The sequence below is a fragment of the Pseudomonas graminis genome (genome assembly GCF_004364335.1).
Classification (GTDB): domain Bacteria; phylum Pseudomonadota; class Gammaproteobacteria; order Pseudomonadales; family Pseudomonadaceae; genus Aquipseudomonas; species Aquipseudomonas graminis_D.
Genome location: NZ_SOCR01000007.1, coordinates 17838 through 32207, shown reverse-complemented (window position 1 = coordinate 32207; position 14370 = coordinate 17838). Strand labels below are relative to the sequence as shown.

The 14370-nt window shown below is 63.0% G+C and carries 12 protein-coding genes; 4 read left to right on the top strand and 8 right to left on the bottom strand.

Going from position 1 to position 14370, the window contains the following annotated elements:
• The first annotated feature begins 172 nt into the window (after window positions 1–172).
• Both EC919_RS14190 and iolG read left to right on the top strand, forming a co-directional pair.
• The gene (locus EC919_RS14190) at window positions 173–1198 is read left to right on the top strand and encodes a LacI family DNA-binding transcriptional regulator (protein WP_133774899.1); all 1026 of its coding nucleotides are present in this window, start codon (window positions 173–175) and stop codon (window positions 1196–1198) included.
• A gap of 58 nt (window positions 1199–1256) precedes the next feature.
• Window positions 1257–2255 carry an inositol 2-dehydrogenase gene (iolG, locus tag EC919_RS14185; RefSeq protein ID WP_133774897.1) on the top strand — a complete coding sequence of 333 codons (999 nt, stop codon included), beginning with the start codon at window positions 1257–1259 and terminating at the stop codon, window positions 2253–2255.
• 324 nt (window positions 2256–2579) lie between these two features.
• Here iolG and EC919_RS14180 read toward each other — a convergent pair whose 3' ends face one another.
• The 8 genes from EC919_RS14180 to EC919_RS14145 all read right to left on the bottom strand — a co-directional run bounded on the left by EC919_RS14180 (window position 2580) and on the right by EC919_RS14145 (window position 11847).
• On the bottom strand, window positions 2580–5681 hold the full coding sequence (locus EC919_RS14180) for an error-prone DNA polymerase (protein WP_133774895.1): 3102 nt from the start codon (window positions 5679–5681) through the stop codon (window positions 2580–2582).
• Window positions 5678–7105, bottom strand: a complete 1428-nt coding sequence (locus EC919_RS14175) for a Y-family DNA polymerase (protein WP_133774893.1) — start codon at window positions 7103–7105, stop codon at window positions 5678–5680. Before EC919_RS14175 ends, EC919_RS14180 begins: the two co-directional genes overlap by 4 nt.
• Window positions 7106–7112: 7 nt before the next feature.
• Window positions 7113–7730 carry a translesion DNA synthesis-associated protein ImuA gene (gene imuA / locus EC919_RS14170; RefSeq protein ID WP_166650562.1) on the bottom strand — a complete coding sequence of 206 codons (618 nt, stop codon included), beginning with the start codon at window positions 7728–7730 and terminating at the stop codon, window positions 7113–7115.
• Window positions 7730–8347 (bottom strand): transcriptional repressor LexA, encoded by a 618-nt coding sequence (gene lexA / locus EC919_RS14165; RefSeq protein ID WP_133774889.1) that lies wholly within the window; start codon window positions 8345–8347, stop codon window positions 7730–7732. The genes imuA and lexA overlap by 1 nt, the downstream gene beginning before the upstream one ends.
• 121 nt (window positions 8348–8468) lie before the next feature.
• The gene (locus tag EC919_RS14160; protein ID WP_133774887.1) at window positions 8469–9272 is read right to left on the bottom strand and encodes an isocitrate lyase/PEP mutase family protein; all 804 of its coding nucleotides are present in this window, start codon (window positions 9270–9272) and stop codon (window positions 8469–8471) included.
• 76 nt (window positions 9273–9348) lie between these two features.
• Window positions 9349–9888, bottom strand: a complete 540-nt coding sequence (locus tag EC919_RS14155; RefSeq protein ID WP_133774885.1) for a methylated-DNA--[protein]-cysteine S-methyltransferase — start codon at window positions 9886–9888, stop codon at window positions 9349–9351.
• Window positions 9889–10029: 141 nt separating this feature from the next.
• Complete coding sequence (locus EC919_RS14150) at window positions 10030–10950, bottom strand: DNA-3-methyladenine glycosylase family protein (RefSeq protein WP_133774883.1); 921 nt, start codon at window positions 10948–10950, stop codon at window positions 10030–10032.
• 252 nt (window positions 10951–11202) lie between these two features.
• Window positions 11203–11847 carry a hypothetical protein gene (locus EC919_RS14145; RefSeq protein ID WP_432213821.1) on the bottom strand — a complete coding sequence of 215 codons (645 nt, stop codon included), beginning with the start codon at window positions 11845–11847 and terminating at the stop codon, window positions 11203–11205.
• Window positions 11848–12342: 495 nt separating this feature from the next.
• Here EC919_RS14145 and EC919_RS14140 point away from each other — a divergent pair, with 495 nt between their 5' ends.
• Window positions 12343–13329: an aliphatic sulfonate ABC transporter substrate-binding protein gene (locus EC919_RS14140; protein WP_133774879.1), complete on the top strand. Its 987-nt coding sequence runs from the start codon at window positions 12343–12345 to the stop codon at window positions 13327–13329.
• Window positions 13326–14204 carry an ABC transporter permease gene (locus EC919_RS14135; protein ID WP_133774877.1) on the top strand — a complete coding sequence of 293 codons (879 nt, stop codon included), beginning with the start codon at window positions 13326–13328 and terminating at the stop codon, window positions 14202–14204. Before EC919_RS14140 ends, EC919_RS14135 begins: the two co-directional genes overlap by 4 nt.
• Window positions 14205–14370 lie beyond the last annotated feature (166 nt).

Genomic DNA, 14370 nt, shown 5'->3' with positions numbered 1-14370 from the left:
CACAGCCCGTGCCAAGCGGTTTGAGGCGTTCAAGACGCATAACCGCGCCCCCTATTTAGAATTTAATTTCCATCTGTACAAGCAGTAGAACAGCGATTAGCATTGCGACAGCCTCACCGAGGCCCCGAATCGACCTCAACAAGACCTCATCCAGAGGCGCCAGGGGATTCACATGCTCGACCGCGCCAGACGTTTTTCAATCAAGCAGATCGCGACTCAGGCCGGCGTGAGCAAGGCGACGGTCGATCGCGTGCTGCATCAGCGCGGCAGCGTGCATTACCAGACCCACCGCCGCATTCATCAAGCCCTCGAAGAACTCGAAGCCCAGGAAAAGTCCGGGCCTGCGGTGGGCCGCACTTTTCATATCGACGTCATCCTGCACACGCCCAAACGCTTCAGCGATGCGGTGCAGGAGGCGATTCTCGCGCAGCTCGGCAGTCTGGCGCCGTTTCGTATCTTTCCGCGCTTTCACCTGTATCAGGCCATCGGCCCACAGCAGATGCACGACCTGATTCTGCGATGCGTCGAAAAAGGCAGTCAGGGCCTGATCATCAAAGCCGCGGATGAGTTGCCGATCAACGAAGCGGTGAACGAGGCAACGGCAGCGGGTGTGCCGGTGGTGACGTTTGTTTCCGACCTGCCCCAGAGTGAGCGCATCGGTTACATCGGCATGGACAATCGCACCGCCGGGCAAACAGCGGCGTACCTGATGTCGCGCTGGCTCGAAGATGAGCCGCAAGACGTGGCCGTGGTCATCAGCAGTGAGCTGTTTCGTGGCGAGGAAGAGCGGGAGATGGGTTTCCGCACCTGGCTGCGCAGCCGTGCGGCACACCTGCGCGTCGTCGACGTCACCGGCGGGTTTGGCGTGCATGAGCCGACTTTCGAAAAGGTGACCCGAGCGTTGCAGGACAATCCGTCGATCAAGGCCATTTACAGCGTTGGCGGCGGCAACCGCGCGATCGTCGATGCCTTCGCCGCACTGGATCGCCCCCTCGAGGTATTTATCGGGCACGACCTCGATCAGGAAAACCGGCAACTGCTGGCGGAAGAAAAGATGGCCGCGATCATCGATCACAACTTGCAGACCGACGCGCGCAACGCGTTTCTGCACATCCTGCAGTTTCATCGCCTGTGGAAGGCGGTGCCGATTCCCGTTTCCCACGTGCAGGTGGTCACACCGTTCAACCTGACGCACTGATGTGCAGCCGCACCCGTTACGCCGATCACCCCATAACAACAATCCCGGAGATCCACCCATGCTACGCATTGCTGTCCTCGGCGCAGGCCGTATCGCCAACATTCACGCGGCCAACGTGGCTGCCAACCCCAACGTGCAACTCACGGTGATCGCTGACCCATGGCGCGAAGGCGTCGACACCCTGGCCGGCAGGCTGGGTTGCGCCGCGGCCTACGATTGCGCCGAGGCCATTGCCCGTGACGATGTGGATGCGATTGTCATCGGCACCCCGACCGACACCCACATCGACCTGATGCTGCGGGCGGTAAAGCTGGGCAAACCAGTGCTGTGCGAAAAACCCATTGATCTTGACTTCGCCAAAGCCGCCCGGGCAGTGGAAGAGATTGAGCACCTGAATGGCAAGGTGATGCTGGGTTTCAATCGCCGTTTTGACCCGGACACCCTGCAGATGCGCAAGGTCATTGCCCGGGGGGACATCGGCGAGGTGCGGCAGGTGGTGATCACCAGCCGTGATCCGGGGCTGGCACCGGTGGAGTACCTGACCCACTCCGGCGGCATCTTCCGCGACATGACCATCCATGATTTCGACACCGCGCGCACCTTGCTCGGCGAAGAACCCGTCGAAGTGATCGCCATCGCCAGCCGCCTCGTGGAGCCCGCACTGGCGCAGATCGATGACTACGACAGCGTGATGGTGCTGCTGCGCACCGCGTCGGGCAAGCAGTGCCACATCAATTGCTGCCGCGAAGCCGTGTATGGCTACGACCAGCGTCTGGAAGTGTTCGGCTCCAAGGGCATGATCCTCAACGACAACCATCGCGCGAGCACCGTGCGCAGCTACAGCGCCACGCAAACCGAAGTGCGCGAGCCGCTGGAAAATTTCTTCCTTGAGCGCTATGCGGCGTCCTACCGCATCGAGCTGAACCAGTTCATCGACGCGGTGCGCGGCAGCCAGACCTTGCCGACCAACGCCCGCGACGGGTTGAGAGCCTTGCATCTGGCCAACTGCGCCATCGAGTCGATCAAGACCGGGCGGGCTGTGAAGGTGGAGATCTGATGGACGGAGGTATTTATCCTGTTTTCGGGTCAGGGCAGGATGAACAGTCAGTAGATTCCAGCCCAGGCCCCGACTTCAACCGAGATGCATAACCTGTAGGAGCCGGCTTGCTGGCGAATGCGATTGGCCAGTGACATGTCCGGCGGCTGACACGCCGCATCCGGAAGATTGCGGTGTGTCAGACGCCCTCAATGTTTCTGATACGACACCTTTCGCGGGCAAGCGCGCTCCTACACTGGACTTGCGTCAAACGGGCAATTGACGTCGTACGCAAAACCTGCAGGAGGATCGCGGTCAATCAGGCGTTTATCAGCCCCCTGCGGCTCACTTGAAATCCCGACTGCGCACGTCGAGCCCGGTGAGCATCGGCGTGAGGTCGAACAATCGCTGGGCGATGACGTGGCGCACGCCCTTCTGGAATTCGAACTTGCCGAACACCTGCATCAACTGCGACCCCACCAACACCTTGCGCTGACGCTCGGCCAGATCACGCCAGACCACCACGTTGATCATGCCGTGTTCGTCTTCCAGGGTGACAAAGGTCACGCCACTGGCGGTGCCGGGCCGTTGTCGACCGACGACAAGCCCGGCGACGCTGAAGCTTCGTCCATGCTCTTCATCCAGCAAATCCTTTGAACTGCGAAAACGTTTCGCGGCGAGTTTATGGCGCAGCAAAGCCAGCGGGTGCGGCCCGAGTGTCGTGCCGAGGCTATCGTAATCGGCTGCAAGGTCCTGGGCGACACTCGGCAGCGGCAGCGCGACCTGGGCCTCTTCGCCAAAAAAGTCATCGCCGAACAACGGCCGTTGCATCTCAACGCCGGCGATCTCCCAGCGCGCCCGATGACGGTGCCCCACCAGCCCCCGCAGCGCGCCGGAATCCGCCAGCGCAGCACGCACGCGATTGTCCAGTTCGGCGCGAATGCACAGGTCAGCCACGTCCTTGAAATCACGTACGCCGCGGGCCTGCTCGATGCGCATGGCATCCTCCTCGCGGAAGCCGCGAATCATGCGCAGGCCCATGCGGATCGCCAGGTTCTGGTTGTATTCCCGGCCGGCGACCGGCTCCAGTGAACAGTCCCAGTCGCTGTAACGCACGTCCACCGGGTGCACGTCGATCTGGTGGCGGCGGGCGTCCTGCAGCAGTTGATCCGGGCTGTAAAAGCCCATCGGCCAGCTGTTGATCAGCGCGCAGGTAAAGGCCGCAGGCTCGTCGCATTTCAGCCAGCAGCTGGCGTAGGTCAGCAAGGCGAAGCTGGCGGCGTGGGATTCCGGGAAGCCGTAACTGCCGAAGCCCTTGATCTGCTCGAAAATGCGCTGGATAAACTCGTCCGGGTAGCCCTTTTCCTTCATGCGCTCACTGAGGCGGATGCGGTGGGGCTCAAGACCGCCGTGGCGTTTCCAGGCCGCCATGGAACGGCGCAACTGGTCCGCCTCGCCGGGGGAATAATCGGCGGCGACGATCGCCAGTTGCATGACCTGTTCCTGGAACAGCGGCACGCCCAGGGTGCGCTCGAACACCACTTTCAGTTCATCGGATGGGTACGTCACTGCCTCTTCGCCGTTCTTGCGGCGCAGGTAGGGATGCACCATGCCGCCCTGAATCGGCCCGGGGCGCACGATGGCGACCTCGATCACCAGATCGTAGAAGGTGTTGGGTTTCAAGCGCGGGAGCATGGACATCTGCGCACGCGACTCGATCTGGAACACGCCGATGGTGTCGGCGCGGGTGATCATGTCGTAGGTCGGCTTGTCCTCGGCGGGGATGGTCGCGAGGGTCAGGTCGTAACCGCGATACCCCCTGACCAGATCGAAGGTCCGGCGCAGCGCACTGAGCATACCCAACGCCAGAATATCGACCTTGAGCAGGCCCACCAGATCAAGGTCGTCCTTGTCCCACTGAATGATGGTGCGGTCCGCCATGGCAGCGTTTTCCACGGGCACCAGGGTTTCCAGCGGGTGCTCGGAAATCACAAAGCCGCCAGGGTGCTGGGACAGATGCCGGGGGAAGCCAATCAGTTCGCCGGTCAACGTCAGCACCCGGCGCAGAATCGGGCTCTCGGGCTCAAACCCACATTCGCGCAGGCGTTCGGCGGGCGGCATGCTGTCGCTCCAGCGGCTGAAGCAGTCGGCCAGGGCGTTGATCTGGTCGGGTGGCAAACCGAGGACGCGCGCCACATCCCGGACGGCTCCCGCACCGTGGTAGGTGCTGGCAACCGCGGTGAGCGCCGCCCTGCCCCGGCCGTATCGACGGAAGACGTATTGCAGGACTTCCTCGCGCCGTTCGTGCTCGAAATCGACGTCGATGTCCGGGGGCTCGTCGCGCTCTTCGGAGATGAAACGCTCGAACAGCAGATTGCTTTTTGACGGGTCGAGCTCGGTGATGCCCAAAGCGAAACACACCGTGGAGTTGGCCGCAGAACCACGCCCCTGGCAGAGAATGTGCTGCTCGCGGGCGAAGCTGACGATGTCGTGCACCGTGAGGAAGTAACTCTCGTAACGCTTGGCGGCGATGACCCTCAGCTCTTTTTCGATGTTGCTGCGGGCGACCTCCGGCACGCCCTGAGGCCAGCGCCGACTGGCGCCCTGCTCGGTCAGGTGCCGCAGCCAGCTGCTGGGGGACTGGTCAGGCGGCACGAGTTCGTGGGGGTATTCGTAGCGCAACTCACTGAGGTCGAAGGTGCAGCGCCGGGCGATGTTCAGGGTTTCAATCAGCAGGCTCGCCGGATATAGCTCGCCCAGCACCGACAGTGGGCGCAAATGCCGCTCGCCGTTGGCAAACAGCCGATGCCCTGCCTCCGCCACGGTGGTGTGATGGCGGACCGCGCTCATGGTGTCCTGCAACGCCCGACGGCCGCGGGCGTGCATGTGCACGTCGCCACTGGCGACGGCAGGAATCGCCATGGCCCGCGCCATGCCGAGCAAGGTGTTGAGGCGCTTTCGATCATCGGGACCGCAATGCAGTTCGACGCTCAGCCACAGATTTTGCTGAAAGACCCCGCGCAGCCAGTCGCCTTGTTCCCGCCGGGTCGGCACGTTCTGATCAAGATCCGGCAGCCACAGCGCCAAAAGCCCCGTGACCGGCGGCTGAAAGTCCTCGCGCAGCAAGCGGTATTCGCCTTTCTTGCTGCGGCGCCGCCCTTGGGTGATCAAGCGACACAAGGCCTGGTAGCCGGCGAGATTCTCTACCAGCAAGACAATTTTCGGCCCGTTCTCGATGGCAATTTCGCTGCCGATGATCAGTGGCAGCTCACATTCCTTCGCCGCCTGCCACGCACGTACGATGCCCGCCAGGGTGCATTCATCGGTAATCGCCAGCGCTTGATAGCCGTGAAGCTTTGCCCGTTCGAACAACTCTTTTGCACTCGACGCCCCCCGCTGAAAGCTGAAGTTCGACAGGCAATGCAGCTCGGCGTATCCCGCGCTCATGCGAACCAGCCATGCAGTAACAGGCTGCTCTCGCCGACGCTCCGGTAAGCCCAGCCGCGCTGGCCGTTGCGGGTTTCGACAAGGTAATAGTCGCGGCGCACGTCGCCGCCGTCCCACCAGCCCGACTCGATGCGCTCCGGCCCGGCCAGCACACGCAGGCCGGGCTCGGTCAGTAATTCCGGCTCGGGCAATAGCCAGCCGGGGCGCGGGACTTTATGGGTCAGCGCCAGCGGTTTGCTCGGGGAAGCGGGCAGCGAGGCGTGTTCCGGGCGATGGTCGGCATTGAAGCCCAGGCCAGCCACGGCTTCATCCCCAAGCCGTGCGCGCAGGCGCTCGCGCAGTTGCTCCCAGGGCATGGTCTGCTGCGGACGGTCATCAAAAAGCTCGCGGTGGGTGGGCACGAACGCCGGCAGATCCTTGGCCTGCAATCTCAACGCGCGTACCGGCGACGGCACCTCGAGTTGCTCCAGACGGCCCCGCGCCAGCTCGAACAGCATGTTGGCTTCGCGCTCGGCGCTGAGCAGGCCCACGGGAATCTGCGTGTCCGGGGCAACGCTGCCCACGCTCGGAACGTGCTCCAGATGAATCACGAAACGTTGCACGCCGCTGTCGCGCCCGGCCAGAAACACCGCCAGGTCGGCGATCATGCGCTTGAGCGGGAACAGCAGCGCCTGATGGGATTCGACGTCGAAATTCAGCTCGATGCGGGTATCAAAACGGTCTGGAGGCACATAACACTCCAGCCCCATAGGCCTGCGCCCGAACAAGGTGTCGAGGTGTTGCAGCACCGCTGCCGGGAAACGCCGGGCCAGGGTGTCACGGGGCAACCCATGAACCTGTCGTACGCGGTGCAGGCCCATGCGCGCCAGTGCGGTGGCCACCTCGGTTGGCAGGCCGATGCGGTTGACCGGCATCTGTGCCAGCACCTCATGCAGTGCGTCGCCGTCGGTCACGGCCAGACCGTCATGGGCGTTGGCAAGCATGCGGGCTGCCAGCGGATTGGGCGCCGCGACGATGCGGTGGGTAAAGCCCAGCTCGGTCAGCTCCTGACGCAGTCGCGCTTCGAACACCGGCCACGGCCCGAACAGGCCGAAGCTGGATTCAACCTCCATCAACAGCACCCGCGGGTACTTGAGGCTGACATGGGAACTGAACCGGTAGGCCCAGGCAGCCAGCAAACGGTGCCAGCGCTCGGTTTCGTCCGGGTCGTATTCGACGGTGGCGAATTCCCGGGTCATGGCATGGGCTGCGGTCAACGACTGGCCGGCACGCAGGCCCATCGCGCGGGCGGCCGGGTTGACCGTCTGCAGCACCCGACGCTGCGCCGTGCCACTGATCAGCGCCAGCGGTTCTTCAGGGTTTTCGCGACGACGCATGACGCCGTCCAGCGCCAGCTGCGGCAGGAGGACACAGGCCCAGAGCATGGCAACCTCAAGCGTCAGCGGTGAACGGGACGGGGGAAGCAGGCGCCAGCCCGCCGCGACACTTGAGCACCCGCAACTGACTGGGCCGCGCGTCGATGGCAATGCGCAGCGCGGCCGGAGACGGATTGGCCGCTGCTTCATGCCCGCGGCAGGCAAAGGCCAGGGTTTCACCGGTTTCGGCGGCCACCTGCAACCGACGCAAGGCGCGGTCGTCGACCTTGGTCGGCCAGCACAACACTGCGCCGCAACTGCCCGAACGCAGGCATTGCTCGACCGCCCACAGGGCATCGCGCTCGTTGGCATGGATGATCGACAACTGCCTCAGGTCAATGCCCGCCATCTGCCAGGCCTGGGCATAAGGAAGATAGGGAGGCGCGACCAGCACGATACGCTCGCCGGCGTCAGCGAGGCGCGCCAGGGTCGGCCACATCAGGCGCAATTCACCACTGCCGTTGGCCGCCACCAGCACTTCGGTCATCGCCGCAGGGGGCCAGCCTCCCAGGGGTAACGCGGCGTCGAGGGCTGCATGGCCGGTGGGCTGCGTGGCCACCGAAGCAACCTGCTGACGGCCCTTCCAGACGCGCCGCTCGTCCAGCAGCGCGTCGAGGCTGACCACCGCGCCCATCATTCCCGGCGCACCAGGCCACAGAACACGCCTTCGATGGCGAAGTCCTGGTCCGGCCGCACAATGATGGGTTGATACGCAGGGTTGCGCGGCAGCAAGCGCAGCTGATCATTGCCGCGCTCAAGGCGCTTGATGGTCACTTCGCCGTCCAGCCGGGCCACGATGATCTGCCCGTCGCGGGCTTCGGCGCTTTGCAGGATGCCGACCAGATCGCCATCGAAGATGCCGTCGTCGGTCATCGAATCCCCGCTCACCCGCAGCAGGTAATCCGGGACGCGCATGAAGGTGCGGCTGTCCAGCGTGAAGATATCGTGATTGTCGAGGTCGGGGCCGATGGGTGCACCGGCGGCCACGCGACCGAGCACGGGAATGTCGAGCATCTGCGGCCGTGGACGGGTGTCCACCAGCCGGATACCGCGGGCCTGATTGGCGACGACTTCGATCAGGCCGGCGTCGGTCAGCGCCACGATGTGCTTGCGCGCGACGCTGCGGGAAGCAAAACCAAAGGCTTCGGAAATTTCCGCCAGGCTGGGAGGCTGGCCATTCTGGGCGATGCGATCTCGAATGAACGTGAGGATGGCAGCGCGTTTGGGGGATAGGGTCGTCATGGAGCACATTTGTACTCTTATCGTCTAAACCTGGCTAGCGCCTCTCGTCGATCCCGCCGCAAATTTTGTAACAGAGCGGCGAATCCAGAGGATCGCCGCCCCTTGTTTCATTGCTTCCGATGAGTTGTGTCTAGCGTTCAAACAGCGCCTGGATCTGCGGATAGGTCAGGCTGCCTTCAGTGACTGCTTCCGATCGGCCTTCCTGCAGAAAGCCGCGCGCCAGTTGCTCGGCCTGTCCCCACAAGGTCTGCGTGATGGTGGATCCGGCGCTCAACCGGCGTACGCCCAACTGCGCCAGTGCTTCGGCGTCTGGCAGTCCTTGTCGCGCCAGCACATTGATGGGCAGATCGATGCCGGCAACGACGGCTTTTATCTGCTCGACATCCACCAGGGCTGCCACAAACAGCCCGTCCGCACCGGCTTCCCGGTACATATGACCGCGTTTAAGGCTTTCTTCGACGCGCGCATGTTCAGGAACCAGACTCGCCAGATATACGTCGGTGCGGGCATTGATAAAAACGTCAAACCCGTTATTGGCGGCCATGCTTTTGATAGCCTCGATCTTGCGGGCGAGCAGCTGCGGCGCGTCGGAACCGTCTTCCAGATTGATGCCCACCGCGCCCACCTCCAGCACCCGCCTGACGTTTTCCGCCACGGTCTGCGGGTCGTCCGAATAGCCGTTCTCTATATCGACCGACAGCGGGACGCTGATCAGCCGCGCGATGCTGGCCGCGACGCTTACCGCGGTGTCGACCGGAAACACCCGGCCATCGGCATAGCCCTGGGCCCAGGCGACACCGGCGCTGGTGGTCGCGATGGCCGTGGCGCCGAGGCTTTCGAACAGTCGAGCGCTCCCAGCGTCCCAGGCATTGGGCAGGCGCAAAACGATGGACTGATGGTGCAGTGAGCGAAACGTCTGAGCGGAACCGGGCATGATCATCTCCATTGATTCGGTTTCTGGGCGGGTGGTGACTTTCAGGGTGGGCGTGTGGGTGCCTGTGGGCGCCAGTCTAGAACAGTGAAGCCTGGGTCGAAGCCGCGGCCATGACGCGCTTGCCCCGCCGTGCGGGCTGATAACCCTCAAGGGTCAGCAGCAGGTGCTTGGCGTCCAGGCCTCCGGCAAAACCGGTCAGCGCGCCGGAGCTACCGATCACCCGGTGGCACGGGGCGATGATGGAAATCGGGTTCCTGCCATTGGCCGCACCGACTGCGCGCACGGCGGCGGGGTTGCCGATCTGCAGGGCAATGTCGAGATAACTGCGGGTTTCGCCGAAGGGAATAGTCAGCAAGGCCTGCCAGACTTTCTGCTGAAATGCGGTGCCATGGAATTCGAGTTCAAGCTCGAAGCGCTGACGCTGTCCGGCGAAGTATTCGGCGAGCTGACACTCGGCCTGATCAAGAATATCGCTGCCGGCATCTTCGCTCATCGCCCAGAGCAGCACGCGGTTCGGACGGTCGTTCTCCCACAGCACGGCGGCCAGACGCGGGCCCTTGGCGATCAGCTTCAACTGACCGACCGGAGAATCGATGAAACGGTAAGTGAAGGTCATCGTCTGGCTCCTGCTCTGGCTTGTGTGCTGACGCTTGTTGTCCTAACCGCTAGCCGGGATCGTCCGGGCGCGGGTCGGATGCCGACATACTACGCGCGCGACCTGCCCGAACCACCCGCTTCTTGCGCTCAAACTCGCGGTTTAACCGCCCTTCTGCTTGCCCGCCGCGTCCGCTGCGGAATTCCAGACGTGCATCGCGGCGTAGGCGCGCCAGGGTTTCCAGGCTTCCGCCCGCGCCTTGTGCTGCGGCAGGCGAAGCAGCGATGGCTCCTGCTGGGTCATCAGATTCATCAGCACCAGATCGGCGGCGGGCCAGGCGTCCGGGTCACGCCAGGCGCGCATGGCGATGTATTCCACGGTCCAGGGGCCGATGCCGGGCATGGCCAGCAGTTGTCGCCGTAAATCGCCAATGTCGCCATGGCGAACGTCGAGGGACAGCTCGCCACTGGCCACCGCCGCGGCGAGACGCTGCAGGGTCTCGACGCGCTTGCCGGGCATGCCGATCTTGTCCAGGTTCGCCTGCGCCAGGGCGTCTGGCGTCGGGAATCGCCAAGCCAGTTGTTCATGCAGACCTTCGCTGACCTGAACCCCGGCGCGCTGGACGAGGCGACCGACAATCGTGGTCGCACCCTTGACGCTGACCTGCTGCCCGACAATCGTGCGCACCGCCAGCTCAAACCCGGAGAACGCCCCCGGCACGCGCAGCCCCGGACGACGCTGCACCAGCGACGCCAGCCACGGGTCTTGCGAGAGGGTCTGGTCGATGATTTGCGGTTCGGCGTACAGATCGAACATGTGTGAAACCGGCACGATCAGCTCATCAATGTGCCGGCTCACCTCGCCGTGGGCGGTCACCAGCAAATGCTGCCCGTCCGGCGCCAGCTCTACCGTCAAGGCACCGTGGCTGCCCTTGAAGTCGATGTTGCGCCTATACACCCCATCGACCACCGCTTCCACGCCCGCCGTCATCCGCGCCTTGAAGAAATCCAGCATGCGCTGCCAGTCGAACGGCGGATTGAAAGGGATCAGGCGCGAGGCGTGGGGCTGAAGAGGTTGAAGCATGGGGAACCGCCGGCAGTCAGGGTCGGCTGACGCTAGCGTAATCGATGGAGAGGCACAAACTTTTCGGGCTGGCAGGCATGATTGAGGGTGATCTGACGGGCCTCTTCCCGGCTGAAGCCGGCCCTACATGGGATCGCGTTCTGACTGTAGGACTGGCTTTAGCCGGTCCTACATGGAATCGCGTTCTAACTGTAGGACTGGCTTTAGCCGGGAAAGCGTCAGGTGTCACAACGCAAAACTCGCTAGATTCAATCAGCTCGGGCAGCCCACTGCCCCGCCATCCAGGTTCTGCTTGTAGTTCTCATACTGCAGCGTGGCTTTGCCGTCGTTCCACTTGAGCGTCAGCACCAGCACGGAATCGAAATCCTCGGCGACCCAGTCGTTGACGAGTTTGATCTTCTCGCCCGACGCCTCCTCGGCGACTTTGTTGATCAGCTCCGGCAGGTAGCCGTGGGACCAGGCGGTGTAGATGGTGGCGTCGTGGTATTTGTCGCGCATCAGCTCATCGGCCAGATCACCGGTGTCATTGGCGGCGAAATCGATATTGACCGGCAGGCCCAGTTTGATCGCGCTGGGGCCTACGGTCATGAGCGGGCGAAGGTAGCTGTAGGAATGATCGTGTTCGCCCTCTTCCACATGGCGGCTGGGGTTGGCCGCGAAGATAAAGTCGGCTTTGCCGAAAGTGTTGGGCAGTACCGTGGACAGGTCGATGGCGCGGTTCAGGCCCTGGCAGTTCAGTTGGCCCAGGCCGCTTTCGGGCTTCTCGGCGTGGCGCAGAAACACCAGGGTCTGGGTGCCGTTCTTGGACTCCGCGTGCACACCTTTCCCCGCCGCGAACCAGAAAATGGCGGAGGCGATCAGCAGGGTCGGCAACACAAAGTAAGTCATGCGCTGCATTGCGCGGGACAACAGAGGCGGTGTTGAAAGGCTCATATCGGCATGGAATTCTGATGGTTCGTGATGGGCGTGACGCCCGATGCAACGTCCTTGTCAGCGTGCGGCTTGATGCAGTATGCCGAGCGAATATTTCCGTATAACGAAAGCCGATCAGATCAGAAAACGCTCAAGAGGTTGCACGCAACCGCCTGATTTACCGATTTAATCGCCGAACGGTCAGATACGCGGGTGTCGGAACAGCGACGTGTGAAGAGATTACCTGACCCGGTCCGACTGCCGGTGCGACTGTTTGTCCAGCGACATCCGATCAACAGACTGCCGTGTCATGGACACCGTCAACGGCCTAGGACTCCCGGAAATTCGCGTCTACACGGGCGCGAGAGCCAATGGCACAAAGCCTGCAATATTCCAATTAAGCAGACTGGCTCGCTCCGACTGCTGATTTCGTCATAAGCAGCCGCGCGCAGCTTTCGCCCCTTGATTGGACATTGACCCATGACAGCATTTTCCCGTCTGCCGACCTCATTCAAAATACTCGCCGGCGCACTCGCACTGACGCTTCAACCGCTGGCCCAGGCTGCAGAGGCCCCACCGGCCGAGGTGCACCTGGATTACGCCTATTACTCGCCAGTCAGTCTGGTGCTCAAGCACTTCGGCTGGCTGGAAAAAGCGCTGCCAGAAAGCAACGTCAGCTGGGTGTTCAGCCAGGGCAGCAACCGCTCGCTGGAATACCTCAACAGCGGCGGCATCGACTTCGCCTCCTCCGCCAGTCTCTCGGCAGTGCTGGCGCGAGCCAACGGCAGCCCGATCAAATCGGTCTATGTCTACAGCCGCGCCGAATGGACAGCGCTGGTGGTGCGCAAGGACTCGACCCTACAGAACGTTGCCGACCTCAAGGGCAAGAAAATCGCCGCCACCAAAGGCACCGACCCTTACCTCTTTACCCTGCGCGCCCTGCAGCAGGCGAAGCTGACCAAAGACGACGTCGAGCTCTTGCATCTGCAGCACCCGGACGGCCGCATTGCGCTGGAGAAAGGCGATGTCGACGCCTGGGCCGGGCTGGACCCGCACATGGCGGCGAGCGAAATCCAGGCCGGCTCGCGCTTGCTGTATCGCAACAAGGACTTCAACAGCTTTGGCGTCGTCAGCGTGACCGAGCGTTATGCGAAGGAGCACCCGGAAGCGATCAAAACCGTCCTGGGCGCGTACGAAAAAGCCCGGGAATGGTCGCTGAAACATCCGGACGAGCTGGCGCAACTGCTCGCCACCGAGTCAGGCCTGCCGCTGGATGTCGCCAAATTGCAATTGACGCGCACTGACCTCGGCAGCCCTCTGCTGACCGACAAGGACGTCAGCGCGTCGAAGGCCGCCGCGCCGATTCTGGTTTCGGAAGAGCTGGTGCGCAAAGGGACGAACGTCGACCAGGTCATCGATCAATTGATCGACCCGAGCTTCGGCAACGCGGTCGTCGCCAAGCCATGAGCAATGCCCGGGTCAGCGAGGCCGGTGGCGGTGGTATCAGTGGCGGCGCCAGCGCCAGGGCGCAGGTGTTCAAGGATGAGGCGCCTGACGCGCAACCGTCTGTACCTCAGGCACGTGGGAAGTGGCCGACCCGCTTGAAGGGTCTTGCCGTGCCAGTGGCGATTTTGTTGATGCTGGAAATCGCGGTCCGCATCGGCTGGGTACAGTCCTACCAGATGCCGGCACCCAGCGAGATCGCCACGACGCTGACGGACCTGGCAGGCGGCGCCCTGTGGAAACACATCGGCGCCAGTCTGACACGGGTGCTGTCGGGGTTCGTGATCGGCGCGGGGCTCGCCCTGGTGTTTGCGGCCTGGGTCGGGCTCAGCCGCGAGGCGGAAGCGTATCTGGAGCCGACCTTCGCCGGCCTGCGTTCAATCCCGAGCCTGGCCTGGGTGCCGCTGTTGTTGCTGTGGCTGGGGATTGGTGAGACTTCCAAGATTGTGTTGATTGCCATTGGCGCGTTTTTCCCGGTGTACCTGAACGGCGTCGCGGCCATTCGCAATATCGATCGCAAGTTGGTGGAGGTGGGGACGATGTATCGCTTCAGTCAGCGGCAGATGATCGTGCATGTGTTTTTGCCCGCCGCCCTGCCCGGTCTGTTCACCGGCTTGCGCTCGGGGTTGAGTCTGGCGTGGATGTTTCTGGTGGCGGCGGAGTTGATCGCGGCGACGAAGGGGTTGGGCTATTTGCTCAGTGATGGTCGCGAGACGTCCAGGCCCGACATTGTGCTGGCGGCGATTATTGTGCTGGCGGTGTTGGGCAAGTTGACCGATGGGGTGCTGGCGATGCTGGAACGGCGGTTTTTGGCCTGGCGGGATAGTTTTAAGGGCTGAGGTCAAGGTCAAGGGCGTCGGCCTAACGGCCTCGGGTTTCGCCTTCGGCGAGTTACTTTTGAAAAGCACCAAAAGTAAGCAAAAGTGCCTGCTCTCGGTTGGGCCCGACTTCGTCGGGTTCCCTCACTCCGACGACGCTCCGTGGGCCCGCGCCGAACGGACATCC

Excerpts from the sequence above, each read along its gene's own strand:
- EC919_RS14190 (WP_133774899.1), top strand. The coding sequence starts at position 173 with ATGCTCGACCGCGCCAGACGTTTTTCAATCAAGCAGATCGCGACTCAG.
- iolG (WP_133774897.1), top strand. The coding sequence starts at position 1,257 with ATGCTACGCATTGCTGTCCTCGGCGCAGGCCGTATCGCCAACATTCAC.
- EC919_RS14180 (WP_133774895.1), bottom strand. The coding sequence starts at position 5,681 with ATGAGCGCGGGATACGCCGAGCTGCATTGCCTGTCGAACTTCAGCTTT.
- EC919_RS14175 (WP_133774893.1), bottom strand. The coding sequence starts at position 7,105 with ATGCTCTGGGCCTGTGTCCTCCTGCCGCAGCTGGCGCTGGACGGCGTC.
- imuA (WP_166650562.1), bottom strand. The coding sequence starts at position 7,730 with ATGGGCGCGGTGGTCAGCCTCGACGCGCTGCTGGACGAGCGGCGCGTC.
- lexA (WP_133774889.1), bottom strand. The coding sequence starts at position 8,347 with ATGTGCTCCATGACGACCCTATCCCCCAAACGCGCTGCCATCCTCACG.
- EC919_RS14160 (WP_133774887.1), bottom strand. The coding sequence starts at position 9,272 with ATGCCCGGTTCCGCTCAGACGTTTCGCTCACTGCACCATCAGTCCATC.
- EC919_RS14155 (WP_133774885.1), bottom strand. The coding sequence starts at position 9,888 with ATGACCTTCACTTACCGTTTCATCGATTCTCCGGTCGGTCAGTTGAAG.
- EC919_RS14150 (WP_133774883.1), bottom strand. The coding sequence starts at position 10,950 with ATGCTTCAACCTCTTCAGCCCCACGCCTCGCGCCTGATCCCTTTCAAT.
- EC919_RS14145 (WP_432213821.1), bottom strand. The coding sequence starts at position 11,847 with ATGCAGCGCATGACTTACTTTGTGTTGCCGACCCTGCTGATCGCCTCC.
- EC919_RS14140 (WP_133774879.1), top strand. The coding sequence starts at position 12,343 with ATGACAGCATTTTCCCGTCTGCCGACCTCATTCAAAATACTCGCCGGC.
- EC919_RS14135 (WP_133774877.1), top strand. The coding sequence starts at position 13,326 with ATGAGCAATGCCCGGGTCAGCGAGGCCGGTGGCGGTGGTATCAGTGGC.